General features: G+C 68.2%; 17 protein-coding genes and 2 pseudogenes. 10 read left to right on the top strand and 9 right to left on the bottom strand.

The genetic code is table 11. From position 1 onward, the window contains the following. Nucleotides 1-88 precede the first annotated feature (88 nt). From M3330_RS04905 to M3330_RS04880, 6 genes are all read left to right on the top strand, one after another. Complete coding sequence (locus tag M3330_RS04905) at nucleotides 89-280, top strand: hypothetical protein (protein ID WP_255027242.1); 192 nt, start codon at nucleotides 89-91, stop codon at nucleotides 278-280. A gap of 240 nt (nucleotides 281-520) precedes the next feature. Then, nucleotides 521-2,596 (top strand): hypothetical protein, encoded by a 2,076-nt coding sequence (locus M3330_RS04900; RefSeq protein ID WP_255027240.1) that lies wholly within the window; start codon nucleotides 521-523, stop codon nucleotides 2,594-2,596. Between the two features lie 106 nt (nucleotides 2,597-2,702). Next, a complete protein-coding gene (locus M3330_RS04895) occupies nucleotides 2,703-3,668 on the top strand; it encodes a hypothetical protein (RefSeq protein ID WP_255027238.1) in 966 nt (321 codons plus the stop codon). Between the two features lie 95 nt (nucleotides 3,669-3,763). Continuing rightward, nucleotides 3,764-4,126, top strand: coding sequence for a PadR family transcriptional regulator (locus M3330_RS04890; protein ID WP_024103494.1), 363 nt, complete (start codon nucleotides 3,764-3,766; stop codon nucleotides 4,124-4,126). Next, complete coding sequence (locus tag M3330_RS04885) at nucleotides 4,126-5,478, top strand: permease prefix domain 1-containing protein (protein WP_071936337.1); 1,353 nt, start codon at nucleotides 4,126-4,128, stop codon at nucleotides 5,476-5,478. The genes M3330_RS04890 and M3330_RS04885 overlap by 1 nt, the downstream gene beginning before the upstream one ends. Before the next feature lie 262 nt (nucleotides 5,479-5,740). Next, nucleotides 5,741-6,196: a hypothetical protein gene (locus M3330_RS04880; RefSeq protein WP_255027235.1), complete on the top strand. Its 456-nt coding sequence runs from the start codon at nucleotides 5,741-5,743 to the stop codon at nucleotides 6,194-6,196. A 68-nt stretch (nucleotides 6,197-6,264) separates the two neighbouring features. On the opposite strand, the gene M3330_RS04875 is transcribed toward M3330_RS04880, so the two are convergent. Both M3330_RS04875 and lhgO read right to left on the bottom strand, forming a co-directional pair. Further along, the gene (locus M3330_RS04875) at nucleotides 6,265-6,924 is read right to left on the bottom strand and encodes an SDR family oxidoreductase (RefSeq protein ID WP_006553946.1); all 660 of its coding nucleotides are present in this window, start codon (nucleotides 6,922-6,924) and stop codon (nucleotides 6,265-6,267) included. A gap of 88 nt (nucleotides 6,925-7,012) precedes the next feature. Then, complete coding sequence (gene lhgO / locus M3330_RS04870) at nucleotides 7,013-8,209, bottom strand: L-2-hydroxyglutarate oxidase (RefSeq protein WP_255028826.1); 1,197 nt, start codon at nucleotides 8,207-8,209, stop codon at nucleotides 7,013-7,015. Between the two features lie 282 nt (nucleotides 8,210-8,491). Here lhgO and M3330_RS04865 point away from each other — a divergent pair, with 282 nt between their 5' ends. Together M3330_RS04865 and M3330_RS04860 are read left to right on the top strand one after the other, a co-directional pair. Next, nucleotides 8,492-9,220: a DUF5602 domain-containing protein gene (locus tag M3330_RS04865; RefSeq protein WP_255027234.1), complete on the top strand. Its 729-nt coding sequence runs from the start codon at nucleotides 8,492-8,494 to the stop codon at nucleotides 9,218-9,220. Between the two features lie 21 nt (nucleotides 9,221-9,241). After that, nucleotides 9,242-9,481 (top strand): annotated as a pseudogene (locus M3330_RS04860) (SRPBCC family protein); the annotation flags it as partial. 172 nt (nucleotides 9,482-9,653) lie between these two features. Here the strand turns inward: M3330_RS04860 and M3330_RS04855 are convergent. The 6 genes and pseudogenes from M3330_RS04855 to M3330_RS04830 form a co-directional block, all read right to left on the bottom strand. After that, nucleotides 9,654-10,757, bottom strand: a complete 1,104-nt coding sequence (locus tag M3330_RS04855; protein ID WP_255027233.1) for a glycosyltransferase — start codon at nucleotides 10,755-10,757, stop codon at nucleotides 9,654-9,656. A 3-nt stretch (nucleotides 10,758-10,760) separates the two neighbouring features. Continuing rightward, nucleotides 10,761-11,918 (bottom strand): LuxR family transcriptional regulator, encoded by a 1,158-nt coding sequence (locus tag M3330_RS04850; RefSeq protein WP_255027232.1) that lies wholly within the window; start codon nucleotides 11,916-11,918, stop codon nucleotides 10,761-10,763. A gap of 147 nt (nucleotides 11,919-12,065) precedes the next feature. Next, nucleotides 12,066-12,221 (bottom strand): annotated as a pseudogene (locus M3330_RS04845) (salicylate monooxygenase); the annotation flags it as partial. A 139-nt stretch (nucleotides 12,222-12,360) separates the two neighbouring features. Beyond that, nucleotides 12,361-12,759 (bottom strand): excalibur calcium-binding domain-containing protein, encoded by a 399-nt coding sequence (locus tag M3330_RS04840; protein WP_019288122.1) that lies wholly within the window; start codon nucleotides 12,757-12,759, stop codon nucleotides 12,361-12,363. Between the two features lie 218 nt (nucleotides 12,760-12,977). Continuing rightward, nucleotides 12,978-14,861 carry a ketoacyl-ACP synthase III gene (locus M3330_RS04835; RefSeq protein ID WP_200359741.1) on the bottom strand — a complete coding sequence of 628 codons (1,884 nt, stop codon included), beginning with the start codon at nucleotides 14,859-14,861 and terminating at the stop codon, nucleotides 12,978-12,980. A 46-nt stretch (nucleotides 14,862-14,907) separates the two neighbouring features. Beyond that, a complete protein-coding gene (locus M3330_RS04830; protein WP_006553955.1) occupies nucleotides 14,908-15,741 on the bottom strand; it encodes a 3-oxoacyl-ACP reductase family protein in 834 nt (277 codons plus the stop codon). Between the two features lie 672 nt (nucleotides 15,742-16,413). On the opposite strand from M3330_RS04830, the gene M3330_RS04825 reads away from it, so the two are divergent. Then, a complete protein-coding gene (locus tag M3330_RS04825) occupies nucleotides 16,414-17,193 on the top strand; it encodes an alpha/beta fold hydrolase (protein ID WP_033097343.1) in 780 nt (259 codons plus the stop codon). A 97-nt stretch (nucleotides 17,194-17,290) separates the two neighbouring features. Beyond that, a complete protein-coding gene (locus M3330_RS04820) occupies nucleotides 17,291-17,674 on the top strand; it encodes a hypothetical protein (protein ID WP_255027230.1) in 384 nt (127 codons plus the stop codon). 73 nt (nucleotides 17,675-17,747) lie between these two features. Here M3330_RS04820 and M3330_RS04815 read toward each other — a convergent pair whose 3' ends face one another. Then, complete coding sequence (locus tag M3330_RS04815; RefSeq protein ID WP_255028825.1) at nucleotides 17,748-23,225, bottom strand: carboxyl transferase domain-containing protein; 5,478 nt, start codon at nucleotides 23,223-23,225, stop codon at nucleotides 17,748-17,750. Between the last annotated feature and the right edge of the window lie 107 nt (nucleotides 23,226-23,332).

Here is a 23,332-nt window from a genome sequence, read left to right as displayed (position 1 = left end):
TCGACACACCGATGGACTTTCGCGAGGACTGTGACAGATGACACTATCCTCACCGTTCTGATCGTGAATTGCCGGAAGGTGCGGGGAAATGGCTTCGGTCCTGGGAAAAGTACTGCTCTGGATCGCTCTGCTGGGGGGACTGGCCGGGGCGGTGATCGCCGTGTGGGCGCTGCACGTGAACGGGTTGGTGGCCTCGCTCATCGTCGCGTCGGTGACGGGACTCATCCTGCTGCGGCTGCGCCCGGAGGCGCGTGACGACTCCGACATCGCGCTCACCTGAGCGGTCGACCTCGCGATCACCTGAGCGGTCGACCTCGCGATCACCTGAGCGGTCGACCTCGCGATCACCTGAGCGGTCGACACCGCCCTCACCTGACGGGAAACGGGGCGTTCGGACTGTAGGGTGAGAACCGGCGTCCGGGTCGAGGGCGCCTCGCGTGGACGCGCTGCACGAGCGCGCCGTCGACGCCGGAGAGGGGGCCCGCGGCCTCCGCCGGGCGTGGAAGAGGAGCATCGGTCAGTGTCGCTGTGGTCTCGTGCCTTGTCGTCGGACGAACTCGACAGTCGTCGCTGGGTGGATCTGATGCCGTGGATCGACCGCTACGGATCGGCCCGCACCGCCGCCCTCGGGGCACTCGTGTCGTCGTCCCGCTGGTGGGAGAACGAGTCGCCCGCCGAGACCTGCGAGCACACCGAGATTCCCGAACTGTGCGCCGAACTCGCCCACATCTACGTCACCGACCACCCGGAGCTGCGCTTCGCGGACGGTCTGCTGCGTGAGGACGAAGTGCCCGTGGCCGCACTCGATCTCGGTCCGGCCGCCGCGACCCTCGTCGCGCGCCTCCCGCACGCACCCACCACCGCCGAATTGTTCAGTCGCAGTCCGGCCGATCTGCTCGGGATCCGCGGCGCCGACCGCGACGCGGTGGAGGAGATCGTCTGCGCCGCGCTCGTCGCGACGGTGCTCCGCGAACCGGCCACCCTCGAAGCCGATCCGCGTGCCGCGCGGGTGCCCGCCGCGGCGCTGCTCCTCGACGACCTGGCGGCGCTGGCGCGGTGGAGTCGCGTGTGCGGCCGCGACGATGCTCCTCTCCTGCTGGCCGTGATCGACGACGGGGCGCCGGAGGAGATCCAGGACGCCGCGGCCCGGTTGCGGGCACTCACCGCCCGTGACCTGCCGGTGGCGGCGCCGGCCGATCCGATCGCCGAACTCACCGACTACCTCGAGGGCTTGCCCGACGCGGAACGCACGGCCTTGCGGCGCCGCGTCCACGACGGCGTCGACAACCCGGCCGGGCCGTCCACCTTCCCATTCGGCACGGCGGTCGGCGACCTGCTCGCGGCGTTGCGCGTCGACGTGCGGCCGGTGGCGGCCTTCGACCGGATGGTGCGCACCCACCCGGTGCTGGGCCGGACCGTCCAGGGTTTCGACGTGCCCCTGTGGCGGGTGTTGCACCGTCTCGACGACCGTTTCGAGGTCGCGGACGGGTGGATCGCGGTACCGGATCTGCCCGACGCCGAGAAGCAGACCCGCGGACTGCTCTCGGAGTTCGAATCACCGAACGGTGTGGTCGAGCCCGCCGCCGTGAAGGCCGTGTGGTCGCTTCCCGACGACGAGTTCGAGGCGTGGACCCGGTACTGCGGCACGACGACCTTCGAAGGCCGTTTACTGTCCCCGCCGGACGGGCTCGCCGGACGTGCCGCTCAGGTCCTCGAGGTTCTCGGCGACCCCCTGACCGCCGACACGCTTGTCGCGCGCATGGGGGTCAATGCCGACGTCCACACCCTCGTCTCCGAACTCGCCGACGACGAGCGCTTCACATCCGACGGTGAACGTTGGGCGCTGGCCGAGTGGGACGTCGACGTGGTCACCGCCATCCGCAACCGCATCGCACGGCTGGTCGATGCCCGCGGCGGAAGCGCCGATCGCGACATGGTGGTCGCCGCGCTCGTCGACCGATTCGGCATCTCGGAGGATTCCGCCCGGACGTTCACGGCCGGAGGGGATTTCGAGGTCGTCGACGGCCGTGTCCGGCGTCGTCACCGCTCGCACGTCCCGATCGCCCTGCCCGAGCGCACACGCCGCCTCTACCGGCTGGGCGAGGCCTGGCGCCTGCGCATCCCCGCGACCCGCGACCACCTGCGGGGAGCCGAGTTCACGGTTCCGTCCGCCGTCGCCGCGATCGCCGGGTGCGCACCGGGTGGGCACGTGATGCTCCCGTCCCGCCTGGGCGGCCAGACCCTGCGCTGGACGGGACCGGTGCCGCGTCTGTCCTCGATCCGCCGGTTTCTCGAGGACGTCGGGGTGGAGGAGGACAACGAGCTGCTGCTCGAGGTCCGCACCGACGGCCGGTTCGACGTCCTGCCGCTGCGCACCGTCGCCGACAACGCCGAACCGCTGCGCAAGGCGCTCTCGCTCATCGGCCACACCGAACCGGAGACCGTCCCCGAGGAGCGGATCGCGTCGGCGTTGGCGTCCGCTCTCGGCCTCGACGGGGAGTCGCGCCCGCGCCGGATCCTGTCGGCCTACCGGGCCCGCAGGGAGACCGAAGTGGTGGCCCTGCTCGAACAGGCGTGGGTCCGTGTCCCGAACTGAGCGGGAAGTGGGTCCGTGTCCCGAACTGAGCGGGAAGTGGGTGCGCGTCCCGAACTGAGCCGGAAGACGTGATGCATCCGGCCCTTCGACGTAGCACGATTGGGATATGGCCGACACGTCGAAACCCACCGCCGCAGTCCCCACCGCCCCCGACGCGGTCCTCGAGGCGTTGCGGGGAGCAGTCGCGTCGGTGGAGGCCGCCGTCGTGCGTCTCGAAGGCGACGATGCGGCGCCCGGAACCGTCGACCGCGTGCTCGACCTGGCCGGGGCGGAGCCGGCCGGCGACATCGTCGCGACCCACAATGTTCTGACCAGGGCGGCATCAATGGTCGACCACACCGGCGGTCTTCCCGACCGGGACTGGCAGTCGATCGCCGATCTCGGTGAGGTCCTCGTCCGGACGGTGACGCGTCTGCGCGGGCACGTCTCTTCGTCGCTCGACGATCTCGGACTCGACGCGGCGGTGGGTGAGCACGTCGAACTGCTGCAGAAGGTCGCGGTGGAGGAGGCTCTGGGGGAGACGCTGCAGTTGCTCGTGATCGTCGAGGACTGCCTGTTCCTGTGGCATCGCGTGCACCTGGCACGCACGCCCGACGACGAACTGCGCGACGCGCTGGCCTCCGCCCGTCAGGTCCTGGCCGACCACTTCACGCAGGACGCCGAACTGCTGCGCCGCGCCCGTGCCGCGCTCGCCCGGTTCGCGGAGGGCACCCCGATCGAGGTCGTACGCCGCTTGTCGTCGGGACGGACGACGAAGGTGCTCGCGGGTCTGCGTCAGGACTTCGACGACTTCCGGTGGGCGTGCCGTGCCGACGAGGCGGGTTGGCTCGACGACGAGGACCCGGTGATCGCCGAGGCCCTGGACTCGATGAGCAGTCCGCTCAAGGCGGTCGGGGGAGTCCTCGGAGACGTGTTCGAACGCGGCCGGGCGCGGGTGACGGAGACGTGGAGTCGCTCCGAGGCTTCGGGATCTGCGGATTCGGGATCTGCCGCTTCGGGATCTGCGGATTCCGGATCGACCGCCTCCGGCTCCGACGAATCCACAACCGCCGGATCCGACGACCGGCAGTAGACGCCACCGCACCACCTTGCGAAGAGCGCTCGGTCCTCATACCTAGATCTGCTAGGGTCACCGTTATCCATAGAACCTCTAGGTATGAGGACGACATGTTCATCGAGAAGGATTTGGTGGCCGCGTCCGCCACCCCGCTCGTGCTCGGCATCCTCGCCGAGGGCGAGTCGTACGGGTATGCGATCATCAAACGCGTCAACGAGCTGTCGCAGGGCCGGATGCAGTGGACCGACGGGATGCTCTATCCCCTCCTGCACCGTCTCGAGCGGGCGGGGCACGTGTCCGCCACCTGGCGTGTCGCCGACAACGGGCGGCGCCGCAAGCACTACGCCATCACCGACGCGGGCCGGGAAGTCCTCACCGAACGGGCGGCGCAGTGGACGGTCGTCGCCGAGGCCCTGCACCAGGTGTGGCAGTCGGCCCAGTTGCCTCCCGCCGTCGCGCCGGGGTGGTCGTGATGACACTCGACGCACATCTCGAGGACCGGATCGCCGGCTGGCGCAACTACGTCGCCGACCATCGGGTCATCTCGTCCTCGGACATCGACGAGATGGAAGATCATCTGCGGGAACAGATCTCGGACCTCGTGTCGGTCGGACTGACGGCCGACGAGGCATTCCTCGTCGCGGTCGGCCGGATGGGTGGTCTCGACGAGGTCTCCCGCGAGTTCGCCCAGGAACACTCCGACCGGCTGTGGAAGCAGCTCGTCCTCACCGGTGGCGGTCGCGGTGAGGAGTCCGGAACCCCGCGTCGCCGTAGGGAACTCGCGGTCGTCCTCGCCTGCGCGCTCGGTGCCGGTCTGGCCGTCCGGGCCGGATTCGAGTGGCTCTCCGATAACGCACTGGTGCGCAACGCCGCCGTGCTCATGCTGCCCTTCCTCACGCTGTATTTCGCGTGGAAGCGTCAGATGAGTCCGAAGAGCAGTGCGCTCCTTGCCGTTCCGTTCGTCCTCGTGGCGATCGTGCTCAACGTCTTCCCGTTCGAACCGGGCGGCGCCACCGAGATCATCGCGGCGATCCACGCCCCGGTGGTCCTGTGGTTCGTCGTCGGTGCGGCCTATGTCGCAGGGCAGTGGCGATCCCATCGCCGTCGCATGGACTTCGTGCGCTTCACCGGGGAGTTCGCCGTGTACCTGGCGCTGCTCGCGCTCGGCGGCGGCGTGCTCATGGGGCTGACCGCGGGTGCCTTCAGCGCCCTGGGGATCGATATCGAACCGTTCTTCGAACAGTGGATCGTCCCGTTCGGGCCGGCCGGAGCGATCGTCGTCGCGGCCTGGCTCGTCGAGGCGAAGCAGCAGGTCGTGGAGAACATCGCTCCCGTTCTCACCCGGGTCTTCACGCCCGTCACGATCCTCATGCTGGTCGCGCTGTTCGTCGCGGTGATCGCGTCCCACAGCGTCGTCGACGTCGACCGGGGCCTGCTGATCCTCATGGACCTGATCCTCGTGCTCGTCCTCGGACTTCTGCTCTACTCGATCTCCGCCCGCGACCCGCACGCCGCACCGGACGTCTTCGATCTGCTGCAGGTGATGCTGATCGCCGCGGCGCTCGCTGTCGACCTGCTGATGCTCACCGCGATGGCCACCCGCATCGCCGAGTTCGGCTTCACCGCCAACAAGGTCACCGCCCTCGGTCTGAACCTCGTCCTCCTGGTGAACCTCGTGTGGGCGGCGTGGCTCGGCATCTCGTTCCTGCGGGGCCGCACCGGTTTCGCGGCGGTCGAGCGGTGGCAGATGCGCTACCTGCCCGTCTACTGCGGGTGGGCGGCACTGGCGGTCGTCGCGATCCCGCCGCTCTTCCGGTTCGTGTGAGCGCTCTCGACTCGGGACTACCATGCCCAGGACGGACGCGGTGCCCACGTACACGACGAGGCAACTCGCTCCCGTCTGCGATCACCGACCAGAAGGCCCTCGCGGTCAAGTTCCTCGTCCGGCAGCGCGCCCAAGGCGTCAAGCTCACACCGACCGGTCACGCGGTGCTCGAGCGGGCGAAGATGCTGCTGCACCACACGAGCGAACTCGAGAGCGACGCGCAGTCGGAGGCGGGCGACATCGTCGGTCCGGTGGCGGTGGGGTGTTATCTCTCCCTCGCGCCGACATCGACTTCCGCGAGGACACCCAGAACCGTTTGCGGATGCTGCTCGACTTGCACGACCTCGACGAGGCACTCGGCGCGACGGCCGGTGAGGCCTTCGTAGTCCGCCCCGACGGTCTGCTGCTGTGCCGTGTGCCGGTCGCCGACCTGGACAGTGTCGCCGAATCCCTGCGCTCCGGTGCCGCTCCGGCCGGCGCGGAGCTCCCGGCCCGGCCCGCCGAGCAGGTCACCGAGGACGACCAGCGTCGTGAGAACGTCTGGCTCGGCCTGTCGATCACCCTGGGCCGGGCCCCTGAGGACGACCGCGAGGGCTTCCTGGCGCGACTCGCGCTGGTGCTCGGCTCGCAGGTCGACCGCCGGCAGTTCGAGGAGGCCATCGCGGCCGCCGCGGACACGTCGCCGCTGCGCGTGGAGGAACTCGCCCCGCAGGCCTGAGCGATCACATCGCTCGTATGTCCGCCCCGATCACCCCTGCTACCGGGGGCGGACTGCTGCGCGGGGAGCTACCTCAGCGCGTCTAGTGCCTCGTCGATCGGGACGTCACCGTTGTTGAACTCGATGGTGCGTCCCACCGTCTCCGGTCGCTCGAGCACCGCTGCGGCGACGGCCGCGACGTCGGCGCGCGAGACCTGCCCCTTGTCGCTCGCCCCGTGCCCCTCGATCTCGATGCGGCCGGTGGGCGGGTCGAGGGTCAACGCGCTCGGACCGAGGATCGTCCAGTCGAGGTCGGTACCCCGCAGATGGGTGTCCGCCGCCGACTTGGCCTCGGCATAGGCATAGAAGCTGTTGTCCTCGGGGACGCCGTGGTCGGGGCGGGCCCCGAAGTACGACACCATCACGTACCGGCGGACCCCGGCCTCCTGCGCGGCGGTCATCGAGGCGATCGCCGCGTCGCGGTCCACCGCGTAGGTGCGTTCGGGATTCCCTCCGCCCGCGCCTGCAGACCAGACCACCGCGTCGTGGCCGCGCAGCAGCTCGGTGATCTCGGCGATGTCCATCTTCTCGACGTCGGCGACGACGGGCGTGCCACCGGCAGCGCGGACATCGTCGGCGTGATCGGGATTGCGGATGAATGCGCTGGTCTCGTGACCGGCATCGGCCAGCAGCCGCTCGAGATGCAACGCGACCTTGCCGTGTCCTCCGAAGAGTGCGATTCGTGCCATGGAGACCTCCTGACGATGAAGTGTTTCCCATGCAGCATGCCCGGAACCGGTCACCGCGAACCATGACGTCCGCCGCCGGGTGACCCGATCAGGCGATGCGTTCGAGTGCGTGGTCGACGAGATACTCCGCGATCGCCATCGACGAGGTGGCCCCGGGCGACGGGGCGTTGCGCAGGTGCACGACCCGTCCGTGCCCGGTGACGACGAAGTCGTCCTCGAGACCTCCGTCGGAGTTCATCGCCTGGGCGCGGATGCCGCGCGGACCCGGCCGCACGTCGTCGACGGTCAGCCCGGGCATGTACGCGGCCGCATCGGCGACGAACCGCCGAGTGCTGCTCGCGGTGCGCAGTTCCCGGCCCGCTGCGGGCAGGTTGTGGGCGGCGAACCGCCAGAAACCGGGCCAGGCGACGGCATCGCGCAGATCCCGCCACGATCCGCGCCCGCCGCGATAGGCCTCGCGGCCGGGGGAGAGGAAGGCGTTGGGTCCCACCATCACCTCACCGTCTATCCGCCGGGTGAGATGCACACCGAGGAACGGATAGCGGGGATCGGGCACCGGATAGATCAACCCGCGCACCTTCGCCGCCGCGTCGGGTTCGAGTAGCAGATAGTCGCCGAGGAACGGGACGATCCGCGGGTCGCGGGTGTCACCCGAGGTGTGGGCGAGGCGGTCGGACTGCAGTCCCGCGCACGTGATCACCAGGTCGAAGGCCAGTTGATCGCCCGGGATGTCGACGACGACCTGCTCGCCCGCCTCACGGATCGCCGTCACGGCGGTACCGGTCCGCACCGTGCCGCCCGCGGCGACGACGTCGTCCGCGAGCGCGCGGGTGACGGCGACGAAATCGATGATCGCCGTGTGCGGGGAATGAAGGGCTGCGATCCCGACGGCGTGCGGCTCGATCGCGGTGATCTCGTCGGCGCCGATGCGCCTGATGCCGGGGACCCCGTTCGCCGTGGCCCGCGAGAAGATCGCGTCGAGCCGGCCGAGTTCCGATTCGTCGAGGGCGACGACGACCTTGCCGCACTCGTCGTAGGGCAGGCCCTTGTCCGTGGTGAACGTCTGCAACAACTCCACCCCACGCCTGCACAACCGGGCCTTGAGGCTGCCGGGTGTGTAGTAGAGGCCGGCGTGGACGACACCGCTGTTGTGCCCCGTCTGATGCGCGGCGAGCCGGTCCTCCTTCTCGAACAGCGTGACGTCGGCGTCCGTGAGGGCGAGTTGCCGGGCGGTCGCGGCACCGATGATGCCCCCACCGACCACCGCGACGCGAAGGTTGCGAATACTCAAGGGCCGCTCCCTGTTCTCCGCGGATCGTGACGTCTGTCTGCAGTCCGGCGAGTATATGCCGCGACGCTGTGACGACGGGCTCTTCTGTCGGATCGCTCGGCGAAATCCCCCGAATGAGGGATGGCCGGGGTGACGAACACCGGTCGAGACTGGACCCACGGAATGGAGAGGTTCACCGAGAACCCTCGTCGATCGGATATCACCATGAAGAAACATCGATAATCTCGTTCCATCGCAGTGCTCCTCGCCGCCTGTATTGCCGTGGCGGTCGGTGGCGTGGCGTCGGCAGTACCCACACCTGCCCACCTGCACTTCGGTCAGGCCGTGAGCGTCGGTGACGGAACCGCGCGTGCGTACGCCACCGTCGATGCGAACGGGGCCCCGACCGCCGTCGGTATCCGCTTCTCGCCGGCGGCCCTCGACGGACTGCCCGATGCCGACGAGATGTACATGCTGCACCTGCCCGTTCAGGCATCCGACACGGTGTTCGACCACGTCATGCTGAACTGGAATCCGCGCGGACACGATCCGACCGTGCTGTTCGGGAAGCCCCATTTCGACATGCACTTCTATATGACCGACATGGCGGCGATCGAAGCAATCGACCCGACCGCACCGGATTACGCCGCTCGCGCGGAACGACTCCCGGACCCGAAGTACATGCCCGGCGACTACGTGACCCCGCCGGGGATGCTCGCATCGCAACTCGCGGTGCCGTTCATGGGTGTGCACTGGCTCGACATCACGGAAAAAATGGTTCCGGGCGTCTACGACTTCACCGAGACGTTCGTCAACGGTTCGTGGGACGGCGACTACACCTTCATGGAGCCCATGATCACGCGGGAGTGGCTGCTGACCCGTCCCACCATCCGCGAACAGATCAAGTTGCCGGCCGCCTATCAGCACTCGGCCTGGTATCCCACCGTCTACAGCGTCGGATTCGACGAGCAGGCGCAGGAATACGACATCGCCCTCGGAGGGATGGTCCCGCGCCAGGCATCCTGACGCGCACCTCCATGAGAACCATTGCGGTACAGCAGGAACAGTCCCCGTGTCTCTGGTGAGGGCGGCAAGGAGGGATCCGTCTCGCGCGCCACCGTCAAGTTTGCCGGACGGCGAATCGAACTCACCGAGGAACTGGCCCGCGTCGAGCCCGGCAGAGCCCAGCACCGCCGCAGCGTGAAGAGCCCGATCCGGTACGAGACCGTCTATCGCTTCGAGCCGGTGGAGACGGGAACCCGCGTCACCTTCCACCAGGACACCGAGGACGTCGGGAGCTCCTTCGGCAGGTTCACCCAGCCGGTCGTGGAGAAACTGTACGCGCGATGTGCGGAACAACCTCGAACACGCGAAACAGCTTCTGGAGGAGGGAGATGCGATCGAAGGGTGATGCGAAGGACCGGCACCACCGGACAGGTGCCGGTCCTTCGCGTGTTCGTCAGTGGTCGACGAGCGTCAACACCCGGTCGGCCGCAGCCGACGCACCGTCGACGGTTCGGAGACGGGCGCCGAGTTCTGCTGCCGCCGTGCGATGACCGTCGTCGGTCAGCAGACTCTCCACGGCCGCGCGTATCTGCTCGGGCGAAGCGGTCTTCCGCAGACGGATGCCCGCACCCGCCTTCGCGACCTCGCGACCGATGATCGCCTGATCCGTGACCGCCGACATGGGCATGATCAGTATCGGAAGTCCGTGTGCGAGAGACCGGAAGGCCGTCGCGTGCCCGCCGTGCCCGACCACCGCCGAGCAGGTCGGCATCAGCTCGTGGTGCGGGATGTACCGGTGGACGGTCGCATTGGGTGGTACGCGCAACCCGGTAGGGTCGATCGCCGGCCCGGTCGTGACGACGAACTCCGCGTCCATCTCCGCGGCGGCGTCGAAGATGTTCTGGTAAGTGCGGCGCTGACCCGGGAAGCCGGCGGTGCTCAGACTGACCAGCACGCGCGGCGGTGTTCGACCGACCGCCGCGGCCTTCGCGTCGTGGATCGCACCGGTCCAGGTCATCGAGCCGTCCGTGCGCCGTCGCGCGGCCGGGTCGAGCACTCGGTCCGAGCACACGAGTCGCATGTCGGCCTGTTCCCACAGTCGCTTCGGACCCAGGCCGCGTAGTCGCGAACCGATCCCGAACGGTCCGTGCCGGAAGGCGCCGTCGAATGCGGCGAAGAAGGAATGGAACAGCACCACGTGCGGCACCCCGGTGCGCGCCGCAGCGTCCTGGGCGTTGAACAGCATGCAATCGACGATCACCAGGTCGGTCGGCTCCCTGGTGATCTCGTCCTCCACATCCCGCGCGACGGCGGGGTCGGTCATCATGGCGTAGGCCATGGTCAGCACTTTCGGGGTGCTCAGTTCTACGTGCGGGGTCCAGGTCGGCGAGTGCCGGTAGCCGCAGAAGACGAGGCCGGCATCCTCCGCGACCTTCCGTTGCGATTCGTGACCGAGAACCCGAACGTGATGTCCGCGGCGGTGCAACTCGCATCCGAACGCTGCTTCGGGCGGGTAGTTCCCGCCGCCTTCCAGGGTGACGACCAGGATGCGTGCCACGGCTCACCTCTTCCGATGTGCACCGACCGGGACGCTCGTCGGCGCCGGTTTCTCGACGAACCACCCGTCCGGCCCGATCTCCGTACCGACCCGGGGGAGGCAGTGCGTGAAGAACAGTCGTGCGACGAGTTCCTGCCGACTGTTCACGCCCGTCTTCGCATAGATGCTCTTCAGGTGGTCCTGCACGGTGTACGGGCTGACGAACAGTCCACGCGCGATCTCGGTGCGTGTCTCTCCCGCAAGAACGCGGGCGAGGACATCGGTCTCCCGTTCGGTGAGACCGTGAAGGGCGGCGGTCAGAGCCACGAGCTGACCGGGCTGCGCGGGTTCGATCGCGACGACGATCCGGGCCGATTCTCCTCGGCCGTCCAGCGACCCGGCCCGCAGGACGAGCCACTGACCGTCCTCCGTACGGACACGGACGACGCACGCGGCGGCCCCTTCGTAGCGGAAACGGACGGCGACCACTACGGCCGGGAGCATGAAGGCGCCTTCGGCACCGAGTCGCTCGAGATACTCCACCGCCTGCGGAGTAGCCGATTCGATCTCGTTGTCCGCGCCCACCACCACGACCGCGGGACCGGAACCGCCGGGTGATGCGTCCGCCGCGAGTCGAGGGGATTCGCGGAGCAACGACAACCGCAGTCCGTCGCCGATCTCGCCCACGCATCCTGCGAGTGCTGCCACATCGTCGGCGTCGAAGCGTCGGCCGGGGGCGCGCATGAGAGTGCCGCCGCCCCAGACGCGCCCGTCACGGCCCCGGAAGACGAGGCGCACCTCGTCGTCCATTCCCTGCGGTTCGAGGATCTCGCTGTAGGGCAAGGAATCGCGGATGTCGCAGTCGATCGCCTCGCGGATCGTCTGGACACCGGTGCGCGTCCGGGCGAGCTTGCGGTAGGTGTTCGCGAAGCGCGACGTGCCGTACTCGATGTGTGCCACCGTCTTCGCGGCACGACCGGGCGGGGCGTCGGCGCCGAGCATGGTCACGGACGTGAACAACATGCTTGCCGGATCGACGAGAGCGATGCATCCGATGTCGTAGTGGATACGCCGCCGGATCGTGTCGAGGACGGCGTGCCGGAACTCGACCGGGTCGGCGGTTCCGAGTGCGATGTCCCGAACCTCGCTGCGGAGCGCCGACGCCTGCCGTGACGCGGTCATATTTTCAGTATGTGCTGGTCACGGTCGCTCCGGTACCTTTCGGTGCGGGACGAACGACGTATATACGGCGAATGCCGCCCCCGATCGGTGATCGGGGACGGCATTGTCCGGAACGGGACGAATTGCTCTGCGGCGCTGTGTGAGTGCTCAGCGGTTGCGGTCGGAGCTGTAGCCCCGGAGCCAGTCGGTGTACTTGTAGCTCGAGGTGTCGCGCGTGCGGAACAGCTCGTTGCGGGCCTCGCGACCGGCACCGTCGAGGTGCCACAGGTCGCCCCACATGCGTCCGGTGGTGAGGATGCGGTCGGTCGCGGAGCCGTCGGCGTCACCGGCGGAGAACTCACGCCGCCGCGCTGGCTCTGAGGTTTCCGCACGTACGAACGACGAAGGCTCTTCCATCCCGGAGAGGATGGAAGAGCCTCCGCTCTTTTACGGGACGGACCGATCAGCGCGGATCGCGCTCGCAGCCGATCCCGTCGTTGTCGCGGTCGAGGCGCGGTGCGTATCCGGGGTCGTTGCGGTGGACCGGAGCAGCGCCCGCGTTCCAGGCCTCGGTGCAGTTCTTGAACCCGCCGCTCGGTGCGGACGGAGCCGGACGGGGAGCCGGGGGAGCCGGTGCCACCTGCGGAGCCGGGCCGGTCTGAGGTGCCGGCGGGGACGGGGGAGCCGGAGGTGCCGGAGGTGCCGGCGGCGGAGCGAACGGATTGAACGATCCGCTCGGAACGAGATCGGCGATGCCCTTCGGGAGCAGGTCCACGAGAGGGAAGGCGGTGGCGGTCGAGGGTGCGGCGACCGTCAGGGCCACACACCCCAGCGTCGCAGCGACGATGCGGCGGAACTTCATGCGCGAGGCCTTTCTGTACTTCGTCCGGATCCGATTTGCCGGATCCGATCGAAATGTCGGCCTGGACGGCGCGGGTGTTACGTCGCCCGGTCGCAGACGACGATCGGCCCGCTCGCGACCGGATGTCGCGAACGGGCCGATGTACTCCGGGCCTGCCGGGGGACGGCCCGGAAGTCCGTCGTACGCCGGGCTCAGCCGGCGTCGGTCCATCTGCCGGCTCAGCCGGCGTCTGCCTCCTCGAACGCCACGACCACCTTCGGGTCGATCCGCATGACGGTGTACCCCGCCACCGCTCCGGCGCCGAAGCCGGGAGCGAAGATGCGCACCGGTTCGGTGATGACCCCCTCGCGGACGGCGTCGTGGATCGCGAGTGGGATGCTCGCCGACGACGTGTTGCCGACCTTCTCGATGTTGAAGTACAACCGGTCGGCCGAGAGTCCGGCGTTCGCGGCGAGCTCGATGACCATCGTCTTGTTCGCCTGATGGGGAACGATGAGATCGATGTCGTCGAGCAGTGAACGCTCGGCATCGTCGGGAGACGGGAGGGCCTTGATCTCGTCGAGCATCTGCGCCAGATAACGACCGGCGAGCGTCTTCACCTCGGGTCCGTAGACCGTGATGAAGTTGTCGAAGTCCGGGTTCGGCCAGATGATCGAGTTGACCTCGCTCGTCGGGCCGCTCGCGTAGCTGTTGAAGAACTCGAGATCGGGTGCCTCGCCCTCGGCGGCCGGAGAGATGACCATCGCCGCGGCGCCGTCACCGAAGATCATCCGGGACGGCCGGACGGTGCCGATCTTGTCCGAGAACTTCTCGACGCACACCACGAGGACGGGGCGCTTGACCTGCTGCAGGATGCGGGTCGCCTCGGCCAGGCCGTAGGGCATTCCCGCGCACGCCGCGATCAGGTCGAACGAGGCATGGGTCTGCCCGATGCCCAGTTCGCCCGAGATCCACGTGGCCAGCGACGGGATCAGCCGACCGCTCGTGCACGTGCAGGTGATGACCGCGCCGATGTCCTGCGGGCCGACTCCGGCGTGGGTGATCGCCTGCTTCGCCGCCGTCAGGGCCAGGTCCTCGAAGGTTCCCGAGGTGTACCGGCGCTGCTCGATCCCGGTCTTGGCTGTGATCTCGTCGGCCGACATGGGCGACCAGTTGTAGGCGGTGTTACGGATCAGGTCCTCGTTGGTGCACACCTGGTCGCCGTGCGCGACCGCGATCGCATCGATGCGGGGTGCGATCGCGAACTCCGAGCGCACGTCGACGGCCGGGTAGGGCGCAGACGGTGCCACCGGTTCGTGCCGCGTGTACGAGGTGGCCTTACGGGTCCTGCCCGACATGACCCGGTTGATGAACCGCTGGACCTCGCGATTGCGCGGATGGGAGGCCACGACGTAGTCGTCGTCCTTCAAGTCCGCGACCCGGACGAGTTCGGTTTCGCTTCCGTCCCAGGGCTGCTGGTTGTGCAGAACCATCGACCAGCGGCTCAGTGCCTCGAGTTCGGCGACGTCCTCGTGACAGTCGAGGATCTCGTCGTATCCGAAGACGGGGTGGTTCGGATCGTAGTGGCGAACACGCAGGGTGATGTTCTCCGGATCGGAGATCAGCTGTGGCACGGTCGGTTTGACCGTGGGCAGGTCGCCGGCGAAGTGACGACGCGAACCGAAGACCGCGAAGAGTCGATCGAAGATGCGGTCCTCGGCGGCACTGTCCCATGCGCGGGGGAGAGCGCGGTAGGCCTCCTCGACCGCCCCCAGCCGCTCTTCGGCCTCGGGCCAGGGAGTCAGACGAGGCATGTAGACGTCGTCGCGGTTGCGGGGAACGTCGCCCCAGCGAATGACGCGCCGCTCGAACATCATCAGCGGGAATCGGTCGGCCCAGAAGACGTTCAGGGCCATGTCCCGCATGATCTCGAATTTCGAGGCGTACTTGCCCAGTTCGTGCCGGGAGAGGATCTCCGAGACCGTGGGTGCCTTGGTGTCGAAGTCGCGTCGGATGACGGCGTCGAGGTGGTCGACGCTGCTCAGCGTGGAGAAGTCGAGTTCGGGAACGAAATTGGAGGGGAAGACAATTCGGCCGTGCCGATTGAGCTCGAATGGCTGCATGTGCGAGGGGACCGTTCGATTCGAAGTAGTGGGTGGGGAGACCGGATCACATGTCCAGGCCGCCGTTGACGCCCCATACCTGACCGGTGATGTACGAGGAGGCGTCCGCGGCGAGGAAGTGCACGACCCGGGCGATCTCCTGCGGGTCGGCCAGTCGTTTCACGGGGATGGTGTCGGTGATGCGTGCGAGAACCTTCTCGGGGATGGCCTCGACCATCTCGGTGGCGACGAAGCCCGGGGTGACGGTGTTGACGGTGACGCCGATGCCGTTCGGGTCCAGCTTGTCGTTCTTGGCCAGGTAGAAGGCCGCTTCCTTGGCGAGGGTCTTGGTGAGACCGAACAGGCCGGCCTTCGATGCCGCGTAGTTGGCCTGGCCGATGTTGCCGGTCTCGCCGATGACGGAGGAGACGTTGACGATGCGTCCGGTGCCACGCTCGAGCATGTGGCGCAGTGCGGCCTGCGCCAGGTAGAACGCACCCGAGAGGTTCACGCCGATGACGGTGTCCCAGTCCTCGTCCTGCATCTTCAGCACCGTGCGGTCGATGGTGATGCCGGCGTTGTTGATCAGGATGTCGAGACGGCCGTGCGTTTCGATGACCTCGTCGATGGTGCGTCGGCAGTCGTCGGCGTTCGCGACGTCACCGCGGTGCACGGAGTAACGGACGTCCTTGCGGCCCGTCTCGTTCAGGTCTGCGAGGAACTGATCCGCCTGGGCGGTGTTGCGTCCGTAGCCTGCGGCGACGGTGGCGCCCTGGCTCGCCAGGCTGCGGCTGATCGCCGCACCGATGCCGCGTGTGCCGCCGGTGACGAAGGCGACGCGTCCGCGGAGCTTGTTTCCGCCGGCAGCGATCTGCGAGCTGGGTTCGATGGTGCTGGTCATGCTGATCTCCTCGCTGTGCGAGGGGGCGACGGGCGCGGCTGTTCGCCGACGTCGCACAAACGCCCCCTGCGCGTTGATTTCTCTGTGGAGGAGCACGTTTCGAATCCCCCTGACTCGAACGCGTGTCCCCTGAAACGAGCCTTCATCGGCTCATAACTCCCTGCGGCACCAATCATGCACCACCTCGATGATGTTGTCACCAGAAACAATTCGAGTCTCGAATTTCGTCAATTTGTCCGAATAGTTCGAGAAGTATTGGAGCACAATCATATTCGATGAATATTCGGGGTTACCCCACGGTACGAACATGCTGAATGTTCGTATCCATCCGGACGTACAGCCTGCACGAATCGGACTGCTCCAGAATGGCACAACGTGCTACCGGGGAGTCAGGTACAACCGTGTGCACATGGCGTGGACGCGAACGTGTTTCGCGCATGGTCCCGAAAGTAATTGCAGATGAAGGGATTCGGGGTCGATTTCCTACCGTGGGCGGTCGCTTGACGCCTGTCGGGGACAGGCGCACTCCGTGCCGCCGAAGCTCGACCAAGACGAGCTCGTTGGTATTCCCCGTTCGAAAACGCGCCACACCTGGCGTCGGTGTGATTCTCGACACTGCGGAGGGTCGTTGTGGCGAAGCACAGGTCTTTCCGGCGATGAGAGGATGGCCCCGTGAGCAACACTCGTCTTGTCGAAACACCGGTGGCCGAACTCGAGGTACGTCTCGACGGGGAAGGGCCGGCAGTCGTCCTGCTGCCCTCCCTCGGGCGCGACTCCTACGAATTCGATCCGATCGCGAGCGACCTCGCCGCAGCGGGATTCACCGCTCTGCGACCGCAACCCCGGGGTATCGGCAGCAGCCGCGGACCCATGACCGGTCTCGACCTGCACGATCTCGCGGGCGACGTCGCCGCCGTCATCGAGCATTTCGACGCCGCACCCGCTGTTGTGGCCGGTCATGCGTTCGGGCACTACGTGGCCCGGGTACTCGCCGCCGACCGGCCCGAACTCGTCCGGGGGGTCGCCGTGCTCGCCGCCGGGGCGCGCCGGTTTCCGGCTTCGCTGACCGAGCGTGTCGCCAAGTGCTCCGACCTCTCGCTTCCCGACCACGAACGACTCGTGCACCTGCGCGATGTCTTCTTCGCCGCAGGACACGATCCGGCGGTGTGGCTCGACGGGTGGTGGCCCGACGCGATCGTGTCGCAGCGGGCAGCGATGGCCGCGACCGACAAGGAATCGTGGTGGACGGTGGCGCCGTCACCTCTGCTCGACGTACAAGCAGGAGAGGACGTTTTCCGGCCCGCGGAGACCCGAGGTGAGCTCGTCGACGAGTTCGGGAGCGAACTCGTCTCCACGGCCGTCGTGCCGGCTTGCGGGCACGCCCTCGTCCCGGAGGCTCCTCACGAGGTAGCCAGGATCCTGGTCGAGTGGATCCGTACGCGTCTCGGATGAAGGTTTCGTCATCTTCGGCTCATCGACCCCTCATCGTCGTGCGCCAAAGTTACCGGTGACCAGGACGAACACCGAGTCGAGGAGAACGATCATGGCGATGAGCCGCACCGCATGGGCCGTGACCGCTGTAGCGGTCGCGATGACGGCCGGCACCGTCGGTTTCGTGTCGGCGAACCGAGGTGAGTCCGCTCCCTCCGAACCGTCGTCGTTCACCGTCGCCCGCGTGGTGGACGAGACGAGGACCGGCGGCCCGGATGGAACTGTTCGGGCGGGCGTCGACCCGGCCCGGGATGCGGGGCCGGGTGACCTGCCCACCGACATCCCCTACATCGACGTCACGAGCTGCGACGCGTGGTTCGAGGACTGGGACGACACGGTGCCGGACCACGTCGAGGACTTCTACGACGCGTGGGACGACCGCTGTGACGATGTGCACGACGACGACCGGGACGACGACCGGGACGACGATCACGACGACTGACCCGCACGACGGCCCCACGACGACGAGACCCCACCGGAAGTGTTCCGGTGGGGTCTCGCTCTAGTTGCGTGGGTTACGCGAGCGTGCGTGCCATGCCGCGCTCGACGGCCGCGATGATCTGCGGCCGCAGCTCGACCGCCGGCACGATCGCGTCGACCGAGCCGACCTGCTGTGCGCGCTGGATGTTGTGGATCGCCTCGAACTCGGCTGCCACCTCACCGAGCTTCTCCGACCGCACCGCGGTGCGCAGAGCGGTGAGCTCGACGCCCAGTCGTGCCTTGTCGCCGTCCTCGGCGGCCCGCAGCTGCGCCTCGAGTTCCACGACCCGCGGATCGCTCGCGGTGCGCTTGTTGACGTCGCGGGTGAAGACCACCGCAGCCGCCGGAGCGCCACCGAGCACCGAGGCGAACGAACCCTCCACGGCAAGGACTTCCATGTTCTCGTTCAGTGCGCCCGAGAACACCACGAAGGCACCACCGTGGTAGCGGGAGACCACGACGAACACGATCGGACCGTCGAAGTTGACGATGGCCCGGCCGATCTCGGCGCCGTACTCGAGCTGCAGGTTGCGCAGCGACTCGGGGGAGCCGTCGAAGCCCGACAGGTTGGCGAGCACCACGAGCGGACGGTTGCCGCTCGCCGCGTTGATCGCCCGTGCCGTCTTCTTCGACGACTTGGGGAACAGCGTGCCCGAGGTCCACTGGTCCGGTCCGTCGGCGGGGAACCAGCCCTTGCGCGGGATCGCGCGGGACTCGATGCCGATGACCGTCACCGGGTTTCCGCCCAGGTGCGCGTCGAACACGACCGAGGTGTCGGCGTCGGCCATGTCGGCCCACCGTTCGAGCACAGCGTGGTCCTGGTCGACCACCGAGCGCATCACCGTACGGATGTCGAACGGCTTCTTGCGATCCGGGTTGGTCTCGGACGAGAAGATGTCGCCCACGGTGGTGAAGTCGCTGGACGGATGCACGTGCGGGTACACGCACACGTTGCGGTCGACCGGGTCGGTGGACGCGGCCTTGCGCGGGAAGCGCTCGCCCGGCGCGACGTAGGCGTGGGCGTAGTGCGCGAACAGCGTCTCGATGGCGGCCCTGAGGTTGGGGGCCCAGTACTGCGCCTGACCGTTGGGGCCCATGACGCGGTCGTAGCCACCGATACCGAAGTTGTCCTCGGCGGAGACGCCACCCGAGTAATCGAGCGACTGCTTGCCGGTGAGCACCATGGCGCTGTCCGGGGTCATCACGAGGATGCCCTTGGTGTGCATGAGCATCGTCGCCTCGGCGTTCCAGTACGGCTGCGCGCCGACATTGATGCCGGTGACCACGACGTTGATCTCGCCGCCGTTCTGCGTGAATGTGATGATGCGACGCAGACCGCGCGACACCCAGTCCATGTTCTCGGTGCCCGAGTCCATGGAGATCGTCGCGCCGGACGACAGCGCGAACCACTCGACGGGAGCGTTCAGGCTCTCCGCCAGGTCGATCGCGGCGACCACACGGGAGCACTCGGCCTCCGCGACGGTGCCCAGCGCCTTGGTGGGATCACCGAACAGCGTGACGCGCTTCATGCCCTCGGGGTACCGCGGGGTCGGGGTGTCGACGACGCCGACGATCAGACCCGCGGTGTTGCGGCCGTAGGGGCGGTCGACGGGCACGAGGGTGCCCTGCTCGTCGAAGTCGTACTCGACGAAGGTGCCCTCGCCGCCGGTGAGCAGCGGGATCAGCTCGTACGGGTAGACGGTGCCGCGGGCACGGGACCGCTGGACCTTCTGGGTGTACTCGTCGAGCGGCTTCAGCGGCTCCTTCGGCGGCTCGGTGACCCGCACGATGACGCCCGCACCGGAGCGGTACGAGAAGCGCAGGGCGACCTCGCGTGCCGGCTCGTCCTGGCGATCACGCCACGACCCGATGACGGTGATCTCCTCGAGTCCGGCACCCACGGTCAGCGGCGCGGCGTTGCGGCCGATGCGGCGTAGGTCCTCCATGTCGAGATCGACGGCGGGCCACACGTAGAGCACCACGCGGTTCGCGTCGAGACGTCGCCCGCCGCGGTTGGCCTGGGCGCGTCGCATGCCGTCGAGCGAGCTCGCGAGAGCGCGTTCGAAGGCCGGCAGTCCGACGATGCGACCGGACTCGTCGCGCTGCGGCGTCAGGTCGCGCACCTCGGCGAGGGCGATGAACCGCTCATCGGACGGATTGTCCTGCGACACCAGGTGATACAGGTAGGTGTCCGGGTTGGCGGGCAGGCGGGTGCCGTCGAAGTTCTTCAGGCGCCACAGATCCAGACGCTGACCCGTGAGCGGGTGGATGTCGCGGATGTTGGTCTCCTCCGCGTATCCGGTCTCGTAGGGGCGGAAGGTGAACACGTGCTCTTCGGCCGTGTCGGTGTGGCAGACCGTCACGGTCACGCGACGGGCCACGCCGGTCACCGGGCGTGCGGCGAGTTCGGCGCGCAGCGCGTCGGCCTGGGCGTCGGCATCGGCCGGAGCGTCGTCCCACGCGAGGTACAGGTCGATCACGAGGTTCTTCGTGTCGGGAACCGAGGCCGCCGACTCCTCGACGGCGTCGAGCAGCGACGCGAACTCGGCCTGCGGGGCCTCGGCGGAGATCAGGTACAGGCGCGTGCCGCGCAGATCGAAGTTGCCGGTGACGAACTGGTGTCCGCCGACGGTGCACGAACGCACGTCCTCGAGGGTGCGGATCTTGTACGCCCGGCGAGCGATGACCTCGAGCAGCGGGCCCGGAACGGTCTCCGGACGCGTGATCTGCTGTGCGAGAAGGTCGATCAGCGGCTCGGGTGTGGCGACCAGCGAATCGATGCGCTGCGCGTAGTCCGTCGCCTGCGGATGCTCGGCGAGGTACGCGAGCGAACCGCGGACCCCGTCGTAGACCTGCTCGCGGGCCTTGCGGATCACCGGCTCCTCGAAGTAGCGGTACCGCAGGTTGCGGGCGGTGTCGCCGATGACCGGGAAGCGGACCTGGGTCGCGACGATCAGCCGGTCGAGGACTTCGTTGAGCTCGTGGGAGATCCCCACCTCGGTGTCGTCGCGCTCGACCCAGCGGTCGAGCAGCGAGGTGACCACGGGGACGTGGGCCTCGATGCGCTCGAGCGCGAGGAACAACCGGTAGACGGCCTCCTCGAGCTCCGGGGTGCGATCGAGTTCCAGGACGTCGTAGTGCCGCAGGGCACGGGCGAGACGCGCGCGGAAGCTGTCGGGCAGACCCCCGACCTCCACGTCGAGCGACTGCAGGTAGCCGTGGAAGAACTCGCGGGGGCTGTGGACCCGGTCGTCGCTGTTCTTCTCCTCCTCGGTCGGACGGTTGCGCGACAGTTCGCACACGTCCGCGAAGGTCGTCAGCAGCGAGAGCTCGGCGCGGACGAGCGCGCACGAGTCGACCGAGCCGGAGAGACGCTCGTACTCGGCGAGCAGTGCCGCGGTGCGCTCGGCGGACACGTCGTATCCGGTGACCAGAGCGGCGAGCGAGTCGAGGCGAGCGAGTGCGTCGGCGGCGACATCGTCGCTGAGCGAGGGCGCCGGTGCAGCGAACTCCACGCGCTCGACTGTCTCGGTGACGACCTCCTCGACGATCTGGTCGACCCGCAGAAGCGGGGCGCCCGCGTCGACCTGCGCGTTGACGACGGCGAGGATCTCGCGGACCTTGCCGGCGAAGGGAGCGCGGACCGCGGTCTCCATCTTCATCGACTCGAGCACGACGAGGGTCTGACCGGACTCGACCTCGTCACCGACGGCGACGGGAACCGCGACGACCACGGCCGGGGCAGGGGTGCGCACCACGCCGGCCTCGTCCTGGCTGATCTGGTGGCTGATGCCGTCGACCTCGACGAGGAAGTGGGCCGGACCGGCGATCGACACCACGTTGTGGCGGCGTCCGCCGAGGGTCAGGCGCGACTCGTAGTCGCCCAGCCGCTCGACGTCGACGTCGAACTCGGCGGAACCGGTGTCGACCCGGTAGCGGTGCGGGCCGACCTGGCCGACGACGAGCTCGTAGGCCTGGCCCTGGTAGCTCAGCTCGATCTTGCGTCCGACGGCGTGTCCGGCACGCGGGCGACCGCCGCGGGCCGAAGCGAGGAAGGCGGAGCGCTCGTGGGCCTCGTCGGTGTCGTAGACGTCGACAGCCGTCGCGATCAGAGCGACGTCGGCGATCTTGGACGGACCGGTCTCGGTGCCGGCGCCGGTGCGGTCGAGCCAGCCGGTGTCGGCGGAGGCGTCGATGACCTCGGGACGGTCGAGCAGGTCGAGCAGGAACGACTTGGTCGTCGTGCCGCCGTCGAGGACGACGGTGGTCTCGCGCAGAGCGGTGCGCAGGCGGGCGAGTGCCTCGTCGCGGTCGCGGCCCCACGCGATGATCTTGGCGACCATGGAGTCGTAGTCGGGCGGAATGACGTCGCCCTGGGCGATGCCGGTGTCGACACGCAGACCGGAGCCGAGCGGGAACTTGAGCAGCTGCACGGTGCCGGGGGCGGGTGCGAAGCCGTTGGCGGCGTCCTCGGCGTTCAGGCGGGCCTCGACGGCGTGCCCGAACTCGCCGGGGCACTCGCCGGGAAGCTTCTCGCCGGAGGCGACGAGGATCTGCAGCTTGACGAGGTCGATGCCGGTCGTGGCCTCGGTGATGGGGTGCTCGACCTGGAGACGCGTGTTGACCTCGAGGAAGGTGAAGATCTTCAGGTCGGGCTGGTAGAGGTACTCGACGGTGCCGGCACCGGCGTAGCCGGCGGCGCGGACGAGATCGGCCGAGACCGTGCGCAGGTGGTCGGACTGCTCCTTGGTGAGCAGCGGCGAGGCGGACTCCTCGATGACCTTCTGGTTCTTGCGCTGGATCGAGCAGTCGCGCACGCCCGGGGCCCAGACGTTGCCGTGCTTGTCGGCGATGACCTGGACCTCGACGTGGCGTGCGTCGGTGACGAGACGCTCGATGAACACGACGGGGTCGCCGAAGGAACGCTCGGCCTCACCCTGGGTGCGCTCGAGGGCGAGCTCGAGCTCGTCTTCGGCGTAGACCTTGCGGATGCCACGGCCACCGCCGCCGGAGCGGGCCTTGATGATCAGCGGGTAGCCGATGGCCTGCGCGTGGCGGCGCGCGTCGGCGCGGGAATCGACGGGTCCACCGGACCACGGTGCGACGGGAACGCCGACCTTCTCGGCGAGGAGTTTCGCCTCGACCTTGTCGCCGAGCAGACGCATGGCGTCGGCGGAGGGACCGATGAAGGTGATCCCGAGGCGGGCGCACAGCTCGGCGAAGGCGGGGTCCTCGGCGACGAAGCCCCAGCCGACCCAGACGGCGTCGGCCTTCGCCTCGAGGAGCGCGCGCTCGAGTTCTGCATGATCGAGGTAGGGGGTCGCCGCCGTCGTCGACGGCCGGAGGGTCACTCCTTCGTCGGCCTGACGGACGAACATCGCCCGTCGCTCGGCATCGGTGTGCAGAGCGATCGTCTTGATGTCGTAGCCGTGCTCGGAGTTGAGCTCCCGGACTGCCCGGATGAGGCGTACGGCCGCCTCACCGCGATTGACCACTGCGATCCGCTTGAACATACTCGTTGCCACCGTTCTCCATGGTTTGTGCACGCATCGGGCGCGCGTCTCGAAGCTCCACCCCAATGAGGAAGTCAAACTAACCGGTCCTACCTTCCACGTCTCGT

Source organism: Rhodococcus sp. GA1 (genome assembly GCF_024321955.1).
GTDB lineage: Bacteria > Actinomycetota > Actinomycetes > Mycobacteriales > Mycobacteriaceae > Rhodococcus > Rhodococcus pyridinivorans.
This window is presented reverse-complemented; position numbering and strand designations above follow the sequence as displayed.

Excerpts from the sequence above, each read along its gene's own strand:
- M3330_RS04905 (WP_255027242.1), top strand. The coding sequence starts at position 89 with ATGGCTTCGGTCCTGGGAAAAGTACTGCTCTGGATCGCTCTGCTGGGG.
- M3330_RS04895 (WP_255027238.1), top strand. The coding sequence starts at position 2,703 with ATGGCCGACACGTCGAAACCCACCGCCGCAGTCCCCACCGCCCCCGAC.
- M3330_RS04890 (WP_024103494.1), top strand. The coding sequence starts at position 3,764 with ATGTTCATCGAGAAGGATTTGGTGGCCGCGTCCGCCACCCCGCTCGTG.
- M3330_RS04885 (WP_071936337.1), top strand. The coding sequence starts at position 4,126 with ATGACACTCGACGCACATCTCGAGGACCGGATCGCCGGCTGGCGCAAC.
- M3330_RS04875 (WP_006553946.1), bottom strand. The coding sequence starts at position 6,924 with ATGGCACGAATCGCACTCTTCGGAGGACACGGCAAGGTCGCGTTGCAT.
- M3330_RS04850 (WP_255027232.1), bottom strand. The coding sequence starts at position 11,918 with ATGACCGCGTCACGGCAGGCGTCGGCGCTCCGCAGCGAGGTTCGGGAC.
- M3330_RS04840 (WP_019288122.1), bottom strand. The coding sequence starts at position 12,759 with ATGAAGTTCCGCCGCATCGTCGCTGCGACGCTGGGGTGTGTGGCCCTG.
- M3330_RS04835 (WP_200359741.1), bottom strand. The coding sequence starts at position 14,861 with ATGCAGCCATTCGAGCTCAATCGGCACGGCCGAATTGTCTTCCCCTCC.
- M3330_RS04830 (WP_006553955.1), bottom strand. The coding sequence starts at position 15,741 with ATGACCAGCACCATCGAACCCAGCTCGCAGATCGCTGCCGGCGGAAAC.
- M3330_RS04820 (WP_255027230.1), top strand. The coding sequence starts at position 17,291 with ATGAGCCGCACCGCATGGGCCGTGACCGCTGTAGCGGTCGCGATGACG.
- M3330_RS04815 (WP_255028825.1), bottom strand. The coding sequence starts at position 23,225 with ATGTTCAAGCGGATCGCAGTGGTCAATCGCGGTGAGGCGGCCGTACGC.